Annotated in this window: 15 protein-coding genes; 5 read left to right on the forward strand and 10 right to left on the reverse strand. The window is 33.4% G+C overall.

Annotated features, from left to right (window positions below; genetic code table 11):
• Nucleotides 1–26 precede the first annotated feature (26 nt).
• Nucleotides 27–1,274: an O-antigen ligase family protein gene (locus ABXT44_RS01530; protein WP_416687546.1), complete on the forward strand. Its 1,248-nt coding sequence runs from the start codon at nt 27–29 to the stop codon at nt 1,272–1,274.
• A 90-nt stretch (nt 1,275–1,364) separates the two neighbouring features.
• The gene (locus ABXT44_RS01535; RefSeq protein WP_416687548.1) at nt 1,365–2,156 is read left to right on the forward strand and encodes an FkbM family methyltransferase; all 792 of its coding nucleotides are present in this window, start codon (nt 1,365–1,367) and stop codon (nt 2,154–2,156) included.
• A 22-nt stretch (nt 2,157–2,178) separates the two neighbouring features.
• Here the strand turns inward: ABXT44_RS01535 and ABXT44_RS01540 are convergent, their stop codons facing one another.
• The 10 genes from ABXT44_RS01540 to ABXT44_RS01585 all read right to left on the reverse strand — a co-directional run bounded on the left by ABXT44_RS01540 (nt 2,179) and on the right by ABXT44_RS01585 (nt 10,600).
• Nucleotides 2,179–2,955, reverse strand: a complete 777-nt coding sequence (locus ABXT44_RS01540) for a glycosyltransferase family 25 protein (protein WP_416687550.1) — start codon at nt 2,953–2,955, stop codon at nt 2,179–2,181.
• An 88-nt stretch (nt 2,956–3,043) separates the two neighbouring features.
• Nucleotides 3,044–3,817: a glycosyltransferase family 25 protein gene (locus ABXT44_RS01545; RefSeq protein ID WP_416687551.1), complete on the reverse strand. Its 774-nt coding sequence runs from the start codon at nt 3,815–3,817 to the stop codon at nt 3,044–3,046.
• A 12-nt stretch (nt 3,818–3,829) separates the two neighbouring features.
• Nucleotides 3,830–4,570: a hypothetical protein gene (locus ABXT44_RS01550; RefSeq protein WP_416687554.1), complete on the reverse strand. Its 741-nt coding sequence runs from the start codon at nt 4,568–4,570 to the stop codon at nt 3,830–3,832.
• Nucleotides 4,560–5,540: a glycosyltransferase family 2 protein gene (locus tag ABXT44_RS01555; protein WP_416687556.1), complete on the reverse strand. Its 981-nt coding sequence runs from the start codon at nt 5,538–5,540 to the stop codon at nt 4,560–4,562. The genes ABXT44_RS01550 and ABXT44_RS01555 overlap by 11 nt, the downstream gene beginning before the upstream one ends.
• Nucleotides 5,541–5,635: 95 nt before the next feature.
• Nucleotides 5,636–6,235, reverse strand: a complete 600-nt coding sequence (locus ABXT44_RS01560) for a class I SAM-dependent methyltransferase (protein ID WP_416687558.1) — start codon at nt 6,233–6,235, stop codon at nt 5,636–5,638.
• 3 nt (nt 6,236–6,238) lie between these two features.
• On the reverse strand, nt 6,239–7,297 hold the full coding sequence (gene rfbB, locus ABXT44_RS01565) for a dTDP-glucose 4,6-dehydratase (protein ID WP_416687561.1): 1,059 nt from the start codon (nt 7,295–7,297) through the stop codon (nt 6,239–6,241).
• Nucleotides 7,294–8,415, reverse strand: a complete 1,122-nt coding sequence (locus ABXT44_RS01570) for a DegT/DnrJ/EryC1/StrS family aminotransferase (protein ID WP_416687563.1) — start codon at nt 8,413–8,415, stop codon at nt 7,294–7,296. Before ABXT44_RS01570 ends, rfbB begins: the two co-directional genes overlap by 4 nt.
• A gap of 1 nt (nt 8,416) precedes the next feature.
• Nucleotides 8,417–8,980: a dTDP-4-dehydrorhamnose 3,5-epimerase gene (gene rfbC, locus ABXT44_RS01575; RefSeq protein ID WP_416687565.1), complete on the reverse strand. Its 564-nt coding sequence runs from the start codon at nt 8,978–8,980 to the stop codon at nt 8,417–8,419.
• A complete protein-coding gene (rfbA, locus tag ABXT44_RS01580) occupies nt 8,977–9,858 on the reverse strand; it encodes a glucose-1-phosphate thymidylyltransferase RfbA (protein WP_416688392.1) in 882 nt (293 codons plus the stop codon). The genes rfbC and rfbA overlap by 4 nt, the downstream gene beginning before the upstream one ends.
• Nucleotides 9,859–9,874: 16 nt before the next feature.
• Nucleotides 9,875–10,600: a glycosyltransferase gene (locus tag ABXT44_RS01585; RefSeq protein ID WP_416687568.1), complete on the reverse strand. Its 726-nt coding sequence runs from the start codon at nt 10,598–10,600 to the stop codon at nt 9,875–9,877.
• Between the two features lie 481 nt (nt 10,601–11,081).
• Here ABXT44_RS01585 and ABXT44_RS01590 point away from each other — a divergent pair, with 481 nt between their 5' ends.
• Genes ABXT44_RS01590 through ABXT44_RS01600 form a run of 3 tightly spaced genes read left to right on the forward strand, consistent with a single transcriptional unit; the run spans nt 11,082 to nt 14,573 of the window.
• Entirely contained in the window at nt 11,082–12,251 is a 1,170-nt protein-coding gene (locus ABXT44_RS01590) for a nucleotide sugar dehydrogenase (RefSeq protein ID WP_416687571.1), read from the forward strand.
• The gene (locus tag ABXT44_RS01595; RefSeq protein ID WP_416687572.1) at nt 12,251–13,126 is read left to right on the forward strand and encodes an NAD-dependent epimerase/dehydratase family protein; all 876 of its coding nucleotides are present in this window, start codon (nt 12,251–12,253) and stop codon (nt 13,124–13,126) included. The genes ABXT44_RS01590 and ABXT44_RS01595 overlap by 1 nt, the downstream gene beginning before the upstream one ends.
• Before the next feature lie 34 nt (nt 13,127–13,160).
• Complete coding sequence (locus ABXT44_RS01600) at nt 13,161–14,573, forward strand: mannose-1-phosphate guanylyltransferase/mannose-6-phosphate isomerase (RefSeq protein ID WP_416688395.1); 1,413 nt, start codon at nt 13,161–13,163, stop codon at nt 14,571–14,573.
• Nucleotides 14,574–14,665: the final 92 nt, after the last annotated feature.

The raw sequence follows: 14,665 nt of genomic DNA on the forward strand, positions 1-14,665 counted from the left end.
ATTATATCATTAAAGATCAGTAGTCCATGAAAGAGCAACTATTAGGTAAGAATTATTCTCAATCTGTAAATTTATTAATTTTTATCTTTCCAATAGTTATAATTTCATTACAAGTTGCTGGAGATCTAGTTTTATTTATCCTGGCAATGATGGGTATATTTATTGCTATTTCAAAAAAACTATCCCCATTCGCCATTCAAGAGATTAAGGTTTTTTCATACCTAACATTTGGGTATTTTTTGGCTGTTTGCATATCAGTACTTTTTTCAGGTCAGGCGACAGCATTGGCACACTTCATACCCAGAGATTTTCATTTTTTATTTGCCCCTTTTATTGCACTTGCTCTGTTCAAGGCAGAAATTAATATCAATTATCTACTCTCGGGTATTAAGCTGGGACTACTATTTATAGGACTAGTTATCTTGTATCGGTTTGAAGCAGGGTATACACTTCCATCTGGTGTTATGAATTCTGCAGTGCTTGGAAATCTTGCAGTCTCGTTATTTTTTGTTATTCTTGTTTTTTTTCAAAAAGAATCATTTAAAAATAAGGCTTTTTCTCTCTTATCGTTGTTGTCTGGTTTATTTATAATAATTGCTTCAGGTACTCGTGGCGCATGGCTATCTTTTTTTTTATTATCAGGTGTTTATCTTTATTTTCTTTACAAGCAAAAAAATAACTTAAATATCAAATCAAAATTTTTTATAGTTCTTATTATTGCTCTTATCATTTCAATACCTGTATTTAGTCAATCTTTCAAGGACAGGACCCAGAGTGCATATACAGAAATTACTAGTTGGGTATCAGGAGATACATCTGCGACTTCTGGAGTGCTTCATAAATCTGTTAGTGTGCGATTGGATATGTATAGTTTAGCAATAGAAAAAATTAAAGATGTTCCTTTTTTTGGTCATGGATACCGTACCTCAAATGTTGTTGTTTTTGAAGATGTAAAGAGCTCATCTGGCCAACTAGCATATACCTACAATCATTTACATAACGCTTATTTAACAAACTATTTCAATGGTGGAGTTATTTTATTAGGAGCTCTTCTTCTACTTATATTTGCTCCACTTAGAATATTTTTAAAAGCCAATATTCAAAACCGTGAAGACCCAGTGTTTATTGCGGGTGCTTTGTTATCCTTAGGATATGCTAGTTTTGGCTTTGTGAATATTTTATTTGGTGACACATACATGAACGGATTCTATGTATTCTTTTTAGCCATTATTTTACTTCTAACTATTAAGTTCATAAAGAAACCAGAAGTTTGAAATACTTGCCTTTAATTTATTTATTTGATATGCTGAATTTCATATGTTTAAAAAGATTGTATAAACTTTAATTTTACTAATGGCAATACAATGAATCTAAGAGATTTAGTAAGGCAGTTATTTTTAACCTCTGGCAAGTCTATTGCTGAGGCTACAGATATAAAAGATCTTGAGCGGTTTATTAAAAAATTTAGCCCTAAATCAGTCGGTAAAAAACTCATTCGTTTTGGGGGTGAAGGGGATGGTGCTTATTTGTTACCCGATGACCTTTCTGGGATTAGCAAATGCTTTTCTCCAGGGGTTGATGAAATGTCTACTTTTGAAGAAGAGCTTGCTGAGAGATATAATATATATTCATTTATGACTGATTTTTCTGTTGATAAGCCATCAATTGATAGTAAATTCTTTCACTTTGATAAAAAATTCTTAGGTAATAAAAATGATGAAAAGTTTATAAGGCTTGAGGATTGGGTACAAAACAATACTAATGATGATTCTGATCTTCTGTTACAAATGGACATTGAGGGTGCGGAATACGAGGTGATTATTGACACGCCAAAAGATGTGTTTAAAAAATTTCGAATTATGGTGGTAGAATTTCACCACCTTGATATGATTTTTAACAAAAATGCTTTTAAGATGGTTGAAGCAGTATTTGATAAATTCAGTAGTGATTTTACTGTGGCTCATATTCACCCAAATAACTCACGCCCAATCATTAGTAAAAACTCAATCGAAATACCAGAGCTGCTAGAGTTTACGTTCTTGCGAAATGATAGGGTTCATTTGAGTGACGAAAAGTTAAAATTTCCACATGACTTAGATGAGCAATGCGCACCTCATAGACCATCACGTCATTTACCAAAATGTTGGTGGAATTAATTTTGTTAGTTAACATAGATTCTTAGACATCTTTGTTCCTAACGTAACCCTTAAATGGCATCAGCCAAAAATACTTTTTAGCATCAGCTAAAATCTTATAACTAATTCTAGTTACAACATATTTTAATGTTCTACTTTTAATTGCATTATTCCTTGAATTCATCAAATTTGATTTAAAAGTAACCATATCTTGTTTGAGAATTGGTGGAATTACACTGAAAATATTAACATTTGCATGCCTTTTGTACCTAACCCAATCATCCATGATAAACCATGCTTTGGAGTTGACGCTTAATAATTTTTTTGCTGTTTTACGATTCACAATGTATCCTGCACTATCCAAGGATTGGACAACTTCCACAACTTTATAATCTTTATTTAAACTTATTGAGTTGTTATTCAAATATGAAATTACTGGAGTTAGTAAAAATACGTGATGATTGTTTTTATTGATTATTTTTTTTGTGAGAAGCTCTATTACATAAATAAATTTATCAACAATGAAATCAGCATCATCTTCTAAAATAATTGCAATATCACTTTCTGAGTCTAAAAATTTTTTAAAACAAAGCATGTGATTAAATGTACTTGCTAACTCTCCACGAGTTAGATCTCTACCTAAAGCATCTATCGCCCTTTTTGAATCATGATTTTTAGAAATTGCATCAGGGGTTAATTCAACATCGTCATTAATAGACATAAATTCAAATTCAAATGGCATTTTTTCAAGTAATTCACTTAATGCGATTCTTCTTTCGTAATTCTTATCTGGGTTCATGACATATATAATAATTTTCATTCTGCTTCACTCTGCTCGTTATGTATTTGGAAAGATTCCCTTGTATGAATTTTAAATTAATCTAAATTTAAAATCTTTTAATACTCTATTAGACAATGAAATCACTCTTTTTAATTATTATATATCGCCTTTGCGATTTCGTTAATATGTAGAGCTGTCTTAAAGCCAATTTAAATTGATAGTACAATCTCTTTATAAAAAAGTAAATACCCCCTTTATAGTTGTGATTGTTACTTACAGTGGATTTTGATATAACGCTCAAATAAATGTTATTAACTCCATAATCTTTGCACTGATCTAATTGAATTATTGGAGATGGTTCAACTTGAAATGCCTTAAGTGAATGGCAGGAAGTTATATGTGCATCAGCTAACCCGATCCCTTTATTTTTTTCGAGTAGAGTTAGTTTTTTTGCCCCTGATGGCCATAATATATAGCCAGCTGCGCCAGTTCTATCTTGATATAGTCTAAGTAATTTTGAGTTGTAACCAATATCTATAGATGATCTTGAAACAAATTTCTTTCTACTCCTATTCTCTAAGTTAATTAGATCAGTATTTTCAATTGTATTAAGGCTATGAAGAAGTTCCGGTAGGAGTCTTGACATGATTGCATCATCTTCTAATATAAGTGCAGGTTTATTACTTTTTATTACCCTATTCCAAGCTGCTCTATGGGAGAAGTAGCAAGCAACTTCAGTTTTTCTTAAAGGCCTTTGCCAGTCATAATAATGTTTTTTATAAGTGTTATCGCTAATATCTTCAACGGTTGTTGCATCTAGAATTTTGTATGCAAGACCTAGTTTAGTTAGCTGATCTTTTTGGAGCCTACGGCGTTCGATAGAACAAGGTAAATTAATCACAAATATCTGCACTTACCACCAGCCTGTTTTATTTCTTTTATGTCTCTCTCTTAGTCTCATGAATATAGTATCGTGTTCCTGTAAGCGAAGGAATATTTCTAGAAGTATCTCACCAGCAATGTTTATTTTGGCTACTTTGTCAATTCTCCATCTCATATTTCTAAGGGTGTCGTCTGTTCCAATTTTAAAGACAGATGTTCCATCAAAGAGAGGGATTCTTTCTTCATTGTCTAGCCTCGTAATTTTTTCTTTATCATCTACGTTATTATTAAAATTAGTAATAAAGCGCTCACTTTCTTGTATTTTTACAGTATTAAGAAGACATGAGCAGGCAAGAGATAGACCCTTGATAGCATCATTATCTGAAAAATCTGCAAAAGTATCTGTGGCAGATAAAAGCCAGCGCATGTTTAAATTCTTTAATAAATAATCTTTCTCTTCTTTCCAGAGTTGTTGTAACAAAGCAAAGTGATTTTCTGTATCAAAGTCGCGCCTGATAAGTACGACGATTTTAGCATGCGTGTAACAGAGTTCACTTTGACCAACAAACTCATCTCTCAGCGCAACAAAATGCTCGTCTAGATTATTTGAGCTGCCATGAGTGTATTTAATTTTATCACCATCAATAACTATTTGCTTCTGTTGAGAAAAGTCTATTGATATATGCTCTGACAATTCTTTTGCTCCAGAACGCCTTTTATGCCTACTTAATGAGAACCATTTTTCAAATTTAGTTTTATCTCTACGACTCATTATTTTTTAACCTTTTACTTTTCCAGGAACTTCGAATAAGTGCACTTCGATAATACTTAATAATCATAACAAGAGTTAATAGGTTTGCTTTAAAGATACTTTTCCAAAATAAAGGTAAGGTTATTAATGTTCGTAATATCCATGATATTAAAGTATTGATCATAATCACCAGATGCAAAGTCAACCTGTTTATGCCTCTAGTGTGTTCTTGGATAAAAACATGACTGGATGTAACCACTTCAGATTTAGTTATAGCAATAGTTTTAGGATTTCTTCTAGATGATCCACCATGTAAATGTTCAAGTTCTACATTCCGGAGAAGAGCAATTGTTTTGCCATATTTAGTTACTTTGAGGCATAAATCAGGATCTTCTGAATACATCCAAAATATGTTTTCACTCCATTGTCCAATTTCCATAAAAATTTTTTTTTGTATTAAAACCACCGAACCTGCAACCCATTCTGGATACCAAACATTATTATTTTCTGGAAACTTTTTTGCTATTTTACGTGAAAAAGCTAATTTATAAAATGTACGAAGCCAACCTATGGTAAGCCATGGGTTTATAAATGCAATCTCTCTTTCTCTCTTACCAGCTGAATTGAGCGTTCTGCAAGATGTGATTCCTACATTTGGATTAGCCACTGCAAAAATAAACATATCATCGATAGCATTGCTCTTGGTTAGAGTTACATCCGGGTTTAAGAATAATAAATATTCACCTTTAGCATTATCAGCGCCAAGATTACACCCACTAGAAAAACCATAATTACCCTTATTGGCAATAAGTTTTATTTCATGAAATTTTTGCTTAAAGTTATTAAATTGATTATCTTGAGAGTCATTATCCACAACTATAATTTCATAACTTGAGTTTGGTGACCATTTGTTGAATGATTCTATACATTTAGTCAGAACCTCCCAACTTCTATAATTGACAATAATAATGGATAAATCTATTTTACTCAATTCAATATTCCTTCATTTATTGTGACTGGATTCTATATAAACTTATCAAATGTTTAACTGTTAAAAAAGCCTTTAAAAATCACCAAATGGCTAAATTAATTAATATTTTCCTCATTTTTAACAGCTTTAAACTCCCAAATTAAATGGGATTTTTTTATAAAATAAATAGTGTAGAAAATATTTTTTAGAGTTTTTAAAAGCCACATATCATTTCTAGTTTCTTGAGTTAATTTTACCCACTTGACCTTTTTAACAATTTTAAATTTTCCTGTGAATCCATACATACGAGCTTTATATTTAGGACTAGTAAAGTAAGTATGAGTTTTTTTGGTTATAAAGTTAACATGGGTTGGATCAACAAAAGCCTCATTTCTAGGGTAACCAGGCGTAATGCCATGAAACATACCACCAGGTTTTAATACTCTATATATTTCATTCATAACATGAATAAATGGAAATACTCCAGCATTATTAATTGTGGCCACTCTTGGTACATGTTCTAAAAAATCATATGCTGATACTGAGTCAAAGGTTGAATCAGGGAATGGAAGAGAATCAAATATTAAGTTGCATTTTTGGTAGCTAAATTCTTTTGTATCTAGATCAATTATGTCAACACCATAAAGCTTATCAGCATTATAAGGGTTTCTAGGATTGGAGTTACAACCAATATCTAAGTGGCTCGTATGTTCCATATTTTACTCTCCAGTTCCTTTATTTCTGTCATCTTTTAACTCTTCCCACCAAGCTTTGTTGTTAAGATACCACTCGACGGTTTTTAAAATTCCAGAATTAAAATTCTCATCAGGACTCCATCCTAATGTCTTGAATATTTTGGATGCATCAATTGCATATTTTAAATCGTGCCCTGGTCTTTCATCAACAAAAGTGATTAGTTTTTCATATTTACTTATACCTTTAATTTTACTTGGTCTTACTTTGTCTAGTATTTGACAAACAGTTTTAATCACATCTATATTCTGAATGGCATTATGGCCACCAATATTATAAGTTTCACCTGGAATCCCTGAAAGTGCTACTAGAAGAAGCGCCTTAGCATGGTCATCAACATAAAGCCAATCTCTTACTTGTTTGCCATTCCCATATACTGGAATAGTCTTTCCTTCAAGCGCATTTAATATAGTAAGTGGAATGAGTTTTTCTGGAAACTGGCAGGGCCCATAGTTATTTGAGCAGTTAGTAATGAGAGTAGGAAGTTGGAAAGTTCTTTGCCAAGCTCGAACTAAGTGATCTGAACTAGCTTTGGAAGCTGAATAAGGAGAACTAGGTGCGTAAGATGTCTTTTCAGTAAAAAGCTCATCTGAAAGGTTTAAATCACCATAAACCTCATCAGTTGATACATGATGAAAGCGAAAATTATCTTTTTTTATACCATTTTTTAATCCAAACCAATAATTTTTAGCTTGCTCAAGTAGAACGTAAGTCCCAAAAATATTGGTTTGTATAAATTCATCTGGAGCTTCAATTGATCTATCTACATGAGTTGAAGCGGCAAGGTGAATAACTATATCAGGTTGATATTTTTCAAAAATATTTTTTATTTCTTCAAAATTACATATATCTATTTTTTCAAATGAGTATCTTTCGTTACTATTTATTTTTGATAATGATTCTAAGTTGCCTGCATAGGTCAACTTGTCAATATTTATAACATGATGATGTGTATTATTAATAAGATGTCTTATTAAGGCTGATCCAATGAAGCCTGCACCACCAGTTATTAAAAATTTCTTCATTGAGAATTGATGCCTTGTAGTAAAGTTTTAGAAACTTTATCGATATCTTCAAAACTTAATTCTAAATGAAGTGGTAAAGACAGTATGCGTGAAGAAAAATATTTGGATTTTGGGAGTTTTGATTTAGTATTAAAAAGGCCATAGTCAGTATTTTGGCGATAGTGAACTCCAGGAAAAATATTGTGAGTTGATAAATAATCTATCAACTCTTCTCGATAATCAACTACTACTTGAAAGATATGCCTTGATGTTTGATCTGAGTCATGCTCAATGAAATCAACTTTACCTTTTAAATTTTTTTTATACCGATTTGCTAAATCTCTTCTATATTGATTATCCTCTTCCAAATATTTAAGTCCAACAATTCCAAGAGCTGCCATTATTGAGTTTCCATGGTATTTATAACCTACTTGATTAACATTGTAGTCCCATTTATATGTACTCATAGCACTCCGAGAGAAGGTATCTTTATTGATTCCTAACCAAGATAACTCCCTAGCTTTTATGTCATCATTTTCGCTATTAAAACAAATCATGCCGCTATCAGCTGTTGGAAGGTTTTTTACTGCCTGAAAAGAAAAAACACTTACATCTACATCAAATCCAACATGTCTACTATTAATATGACTGCCAGACATATGTGCAGCATCAAGAATAATTGCTAAGTTATTTTCACTAGCAATACTAATAATTTCAGTCAAGTTCTTTGTATTTCCACCTATTCCTACAAAAATAATAGCCTTGGTTTTTTTATTAATTTTCTTTATAACTGATTGAGGGTTTAAATTTAATGAATCATCAATATCAGCAAAACAAGGCTTAAGGTTTTCATACACAATAGAGTGATTAGTAGATATAAATGTTAATGGAGTTGTTATAATTTCATCACCGTCTTGCCAGCCATGTTTTTCTTTTAATATCTTAACTGCAAGATGTAAGCCAGCCGATGCAGAGTTTAAGAAATGTGCATTATTTAGACCTGTATAAGTTTTCCATTGATTTTCAAACTCAATGGTTTTATAGCCCATACCTGTCCAGCCTAAATCAAGACACTCTTTTATTTCAGAAAGGCATTCATCTACTCTAAATTTGGGCTTTAATACTTGAATATTTTTCATCTTATTTTTTTATTAAATAAGTTTTTTTTATCTTATCTAACGAAGGTAGCTGACTATCTTTGTCTGAAATTTGTAATAATTCATAAGGCAAGCCCCAGTTAATATTTAGCTGTTTGTCATCAAAAGAGATACCACTTTCATGTTTATTTGAATAGTAATTATCTACCTTGTATGAAAATGTTGCGGTATCAGTAAGTGCCACAAAGCCATGGGCAAAGCCCCGTGGTATAAATAGTTGATATTTACTCTGTGCTGTAAGCTCAATAGATACATGCTGGCCAAAGGTAGGGCTTGATTTGCGTATATCAACTGATATATCCAATACACTTCCATCAATTACTCTAACGAGTTTAGCTTGTGTATATGGCGTTAGTTGATAGTGAAGGCCTCGAATTACACCTTTAGTAGATTTAGATTCATTATCCTGCACAAAGTTAACTTTGTATCCAATGGCATCTTCAAGCAGGTCTTGTCTAAAAGTTTCTATAAAGTAGCCCCTATCATCACTATGCACAGTGGGTTCAATCAGTAACACATCTGAAATTGACTGAGGAATAAAGTTCAATTCCCTTCCTCTGCACACTTAATTAAGTATTGGCCATATTGGTTCTTAGCAATGGGTTGGGCTAATTTAATGAGTTGTGCTTTATTAATATAGCCTTTTTCATAAGCAATCTCTTCGATACAAGCTACTTTTAAGCCCTGTCTTCTCTCGATGATTTCTATAAAGGTTGAGGCCTCTAATAAGCTCTCATGAGTCCCTGTATCTAGCCAAGCGTATCCTCTGCCCATTAGTTCAACGCTAAGACGTTCTTCATTTAAGTACATCTGATTAACTGAGGTAATTTCTAACTCACCCCTGTCAGATGGAATAACTTCTACAGCTTTTTTAACAACGTCATTAGGGTAGAAGTAAAGACCAGTTACTGCGTAGTTACTTTTAGAATTTTCTGGCTTCTCTTCAATGGTGAGTGCTTTGCCATTGGCATCAAAATCAACGACACCATAGCGCTCAGGATCTTTAACATGATAACCAAACACAGTAGCCATATTTTTATCTTTAGCATTTGAAATAGCATTAGCCAGCATACCAGTCAAACCATGGCCATAATAAATGTTATCACCCAGAATTAAACAGGCATCGTCATCACCAATAAAATCTTTGCCCAAGATAAATGCTTGAGCCAGTCCGTCAGGAGAAGGTTGAGCTACATAGCAAAATTTCATACCAATATCAACACCACTACCAAGAAGTTGTTTAAAGTTTGGTAAGTCTTCAGGAGTAGAAATAATCAAGACTTCTTTTATGCCAGCCAACATTAAAACTGACAGCGGGTAATAAATCATTGGCTTATCATAAATGGGCATTAATTGCTTAGATATGGATTTGGTAATGGGATATAGCCTAGTACCAGAGCCACCAGCCAATATAATCCCTTTCATTGCAGATTTGTGTGTTTTACTCATTAGTTGTCCAATAGTCTTTAATCCATGGAGATGGTTGAATGTGCCGATACCATTTTCCACTGCGACCTATAATTGCCTCAGGAGGGTTAGGTAGGCCATGAAACAAAATAACTCGAGCCCCCTTAGGTATTGAGGGAGCTAAGACCCATGATTTAATCCAAGATGGACAGCAATTATACTTGAAGCTCGGGACACAGCTTTCATTCCAAAACTCTAATTTACCGAGCTTATCAAGTTCACGTGATAGATAAGCTTGTTCATGACGCACCTCATTCTTTACTTGCTCAGAGTTCTCCTCAAAGTAGTCCAAAATTTGTGGGTATTTTCCAATTTCAAATCGAAATACTGAGGAGTTCCCCTCCCTCTTTTTTGTATTCTTTTTGTCACGTGCAATCAAAAAATCACCAGGCTGACTAAAGAATATATCTAGGTTCCCAACAATTACAACATCTAAGTCAAGAAAAAGTGTTGGCCCAGAAAGTCCACCAAAATTTTTTTTAAATACAGTAAGTTTCCTCCAGCCGCGCTCAGGTGATTCAGAAGGGAGAGCTAGCTCTGGGAGTTCTTGTACCTCTACTTCTGGCCTAATACCTAAGCTATTTTCAGTGAAGCATATAAATCTGAACTTGGAGTCCATATTTCGAGACACCATTGCATAAAGACGGTTTACATACTCTACTGTGAACTTGTCACCCCATTTCATACAAATAATATTCATAGCTTGGTTGGGGTTAAGGGCTCTAAACTGCAGGAGAGGTTATAAGTAGTAAAATTCTCACCAATAGTGTAGAGCAAATTTTTTGTATTGGAGTCGATAATGCTATTCATCTGTTTGTATTGATAGTCTTCTATAATTATAGAGCATAACTAAGAAAAATAAAAAAGGAAAATGATCGCTACTCATTAAAACATATATCCACCAATATGTTTATGATTGAAGACCTTTTTCCACTTAGTTGTGGTTAGTAAAATTGGTAGTTAATAGTTTTCACAAAGCTGACTATTAAAATGTGTCCATTCATTTAACACTAGCAGCCTCATTTTTAAAAACAAAGACTAAGGAACTTGCTATACTAAGCGATGAAACCAGTAACCTAAAATCTGACTTATAAGTAATAGCTACTAAAAGATGATAAGAGCCATTAATAGATTCTCTTGAAGAGAATTAGGATGATGTAATTTACAAAGGAAATAAAATAGTGAAAATAACAATAGTAGGAATTGGATATGTGGGACTCTCAAATGCTGTTCTTTTAGCTCAACACAATGAAGTAATAGCTCTTGATATAATTCCAGAAAAAGTAAAGATGCTTCAAAATAAAATATCTCCAATAGAAGATAAAAAAATTAGTGAATATTTAAAGAAAGATGACTTAAACTTCTCAGCTACTTTAGATAAGCAAGTAGCGTATAAAAATGCAGATTTTGTTATCATCTCAACTTCTACGAACTATAATCCAGCAACAAACCATTTTGATACAGAATCAATAGAATCTGCTCTAACAGATATTCTAGCGATAAATCTAAATACAACTATAATCATAAAGTCCACTGTGCCAGTTGGATATACTAAAGCTGTAAGAAAAAAATTCAATGCAGATAATATAATATTTTCCCCAGAATTCCTAAGAGAGGGTCGCGCCTTACATGACAATTTATATCCAAGTAGAATAATTGTAGGTGAAAGATCTGATAGAGCTGTTATGTTTGCTGGACTTCTAATAAGAGGCGCTATCAAGAAAGATGTATCTGTTTTATATACGGATTCGACAGAAGCGGAAGCTATAAAGCTATTTTCCAATGTATATCTTGCAATGAGAGTTGCATACTTTAATGAGCTAGATTCTTTTACTGAAAAATATCGTTTAAACACTAAGGATATTATCAATGGTGTAGGATTAGATTCAAGAATAGGCACGCATTATAATAACCCTTCTTTTGGTTATGGTGGATACTGCCTTCCCAAAGATACAAAGCAATTAAAAGAAAACTTTAAAAACATTCCAAATAATTTAATTAGTGCAATAGTAGATTCAAATGAAACAAGAAAAGAGTTTATTGCAAGTCAAATATTATCTACAAATCCTAAAGTGGTTGGCATATATAGATTACTTTTCAAGTCAGGATCAGATAATTTTAGAAGCTCCTCCATTCAAGATATTATAAAAAAAATCAAAGTTAAAAATATAGAGGTAGTAATCTATGAGCCAGTTCTTGAAGAGGGCAGCTTTGAAGGTTTAGAAGTGATAAAAGATATTGTAAAGTTTAAATCTGTATCTCACATAATAGTTGCAAATCGACTAGATGAAACTTTAGAAGATGTAATGGATAAAGTATATACCAGAGATATATTTAGAGGTGACATGTAATGAATAAAAAAAAAATATTAGTCACAGGTGGAGCAGGGTTTGTCGGCTCTCATCTTTGTGAAAGACTTACTAAAAATGATAATAATGAGGTGTATTCTTTAGATAATTATTTTACTGGAAGTGCAGATAATCACGTAGAAAATGTAACTTACATAAAAGGTAATACATTAGATATATCCACTTTAATTTCTTTTGATCCTGATATGGTTTATCATTTGGGTGAATATAGTAGAGTTGAACAAAGTTTTGATGATGTAGAAAAAGTTTGGCAATACAATAAAGATGGAATCTTTGCAGTTTTAGAGTTTGTACGAAAAGCTGGGTGTAAAATTCTTTATGCTGGAAGTTCTTCAAAATTTGGAGACGAAGGATTAGGTCGAAGTGCTAGCCCCTACGCATGGTCAAAAGCTACAAATACAGAGCTTGTAATGAACTATGGTAATTGGTTTAATGTGCCTTATGCAATTACATATTTTTATAATGTATATGGACCTAGAGAAATACAAATGGGAAAATATGCAACATTAATAGCGCTATTTAAAGAAAAAATGAAAAACAATGAGCCGCTTACAGTGGTAAGTCCAGGAACTCAAAAAAGAAATTTTACACATATCGATGACATTACTAACGGACTCGTTTTAGTAGGCAAAAATGGATATGGTGATGAGTTTGGAATAGGGAGTAGTGAGGCTTTTAGTGTTCTTGATATAGCCACAATATATGGTGGACAAGTACAAATGTTGCCCGAAAGAAAAGGTAATAGAATGACAGCTGATGTTATAAGCTCTAAGACAGAAGCTTTGGGGTGGAAGTGTAGCATAAGTGTTAAAGATTATATTGAAGAGTTAAGAATTAATAGTTGGTGTCATTTTTAATGTTTGGCAACTGAAGGGGTAGGCATTGTCTAAAATAATTCCAGTTATTCTATCAGGTGGCTCAGGTACGCGCCTTTGGCCGCTATCTCGCGAAGAACACCCTAAGCAATATTTACCGCTGGTGGGGGATAACACTATGCTGCAAGAAACCATCCTGCGTCTTAACGGATTAGATAGTCTTTCAGACCCGATTATCATTTGTAATGCAGGTCATCGCTTTTTAGTCGCAGAGCAGTGTCAGCAAATTGGCATTAAAAATCCAACAATATTATTAGAGCCTGTTGGCAGGAATACTGCTCCCGCAATAGCAGCAGCAGCATTACAATCTTTAAAAGATTTAGAGGATCCGATATTGCTAGTTTTATCAGCCGACCATGTCATTCAAGATGTTGGTGCTTTTCATGAAGCTATTGACATAGCAAGTCTTCAAGCTCAGGGTGGTAAGCTAGCTACTTTTGGCATTGTACCAACTGATGCAAATACTGGCTATGGTTATATTAAATCATCAAAAGAGAATAACAATGGCGCACACAAGGCTGAAGAGTTTGTCGAAAAACCAGATCTAAAAACCGCTCAATTTTACTTAGAGCAAGGTAGTTATCTTTGGAACTCTGGTATGTTCATGTTCAAAGCACAAACCTTTATTGATGAGCTAACAAGATATGCTCCTAATATCGTTACATCTGTTAATAATTCTGTTAATAATGCCCTACAAGATCTAGACTTTATTCGCCTAGAAAAACAAGATTTTGAGTCATCTCCATCGGACTCTATCGACTATGCTCTTATGGAAAAATCTAACAATGTAGTGGTTGTTCCACTGGATGCTCAGTGGAGTGATATTGGTTCATGGCCAGCACTATATGATATTGGTACAAAAGATAGTCAAGGTAACGTCTTTAAAGGTGATGTTATTACTCAAGATGTCACCAATTCCTACATCAACGCTAACCAGCATATGTTGGTAGCTATAGGTATAGATAATCTAATTATTATAGATACACCTGATGCAACCTTTATTGCCACACAAGACAAAGCTCATGAAGTAAAGAGTATTGTTGAATCCATAAAAGCCAGTGGACGGGGCGAGTTTACCACACACCGAAAAGTTTACCGCCCTTGGGGGTGGTACGATTCTATTGAATCAGGTGAACATTTCCAAGTAAAAAGGTTACGAGTTAAGCCCGGTTCTAAGCTTTCACTACAAATGCACCATAAACGAGCAGAGCATTGGGTAGTTGTTATTGGCACGGCAACCGTTACTAGTGGTGAGCAAACATTTACCCTTAACAAGGGCGAATCTACCTACATCCCAATATGTACTATCCACGCTTTAGAAAACCAAACCAACGAGCCCCTAGAAGTTATCGAAGTGCAGAGCGGCTTCTACCTAGGTGAAGATGACATTGTCAGATATGAAGATGTGTACGGTAGAGTCAAAGATTAAAGTTAGATGAAAAAAATTTTATAGTCAAAATGCACTAAATATTGAGTTAAAATTATCGCCTAGGTTTATAGGTTGATAGTTGTATTTGAACA

This window comes from Candidatus Pseudothioglobus sp. Uisw_041 (assembly GCF_048087625.1).
Classification (GTDB): Bacteria; Pseudomonadota; Gammaproteobacteria; order PS1; family Pseudothioglobaceae; genus Pseudothioglobus.

Bases quoted from the DNA above. Each gene is read 5' to 3' on its own strand.
- ABXT44_RS01530 (WP_416687546.1), top strand. From the start codon at position 27: ATGAAAGAGCAACTATTAGGTAAGAATTATTCTCAATCTGTAAATTTA.
- ABXT44_RS01535 (WP_416687548.1), top strand. From the start codon at position 1,365: ATGAATCTAAGAGATTTAGTAAGGCAGTTATTTTTAACCTCTGGCAAG.
- ABXT44_RS01540 (WP_416687550.1), bottom strand. From the start codon at position 2,955: ATGAAAATTATTATATATGTCATGAACCCAGATAAGAATTACGAAAGA.
- ABXT44_RS01550 (WP_416687554.1), bottom strand. From the start codon at position 4,570: ATGAGTCGTAGAGATAAAACTAAATTTGAAAAATGGTTCTCATTAAGT.
- ABXT44_RS01560 (WP_416687558.1), bottom strand. From the start codon at position 6,235: ATGGAACATACGAGCCACTTAGATATTGGTTGTAACTCCAATCCTAGA.
- rfbB (WP_416687561.1), bottom strand. From the start codon at position 7,297: ATGAAGAAATTTTTAATAACTGGTGGTGCAGGCTTCATTGGATCAGCC.
- ABXT44_RS01570 (WP_416687563.1), bottom strand. From the start codon at position 8,415: ATGAAAAATATTCAAGTATTAAAGCCCAAATTTAGAGTAGATGAATGC.
- rfbA (WP_416688392.1), bottom strand. From the start codon at position 9,858: ATGAAAGGGATTATATTGGCTGGTGGCTCTGGTACTAGGCTATATCCC.
- ABXT44_RS01585 (WP_416687568.1), bottom strand. From the start codon at position 10,600: ATGAATATTATTTGTATGAAATGGGGTGACAAGTTCACAGTAGAGTAT.
- ABXT44_RS01595 (WP_416687572.1), top strand. From the start codon at position 12,251: ATGAATAAAAAAAAAATATTAGTCACAGGTGGAGCAGGGTTTGTCGGC.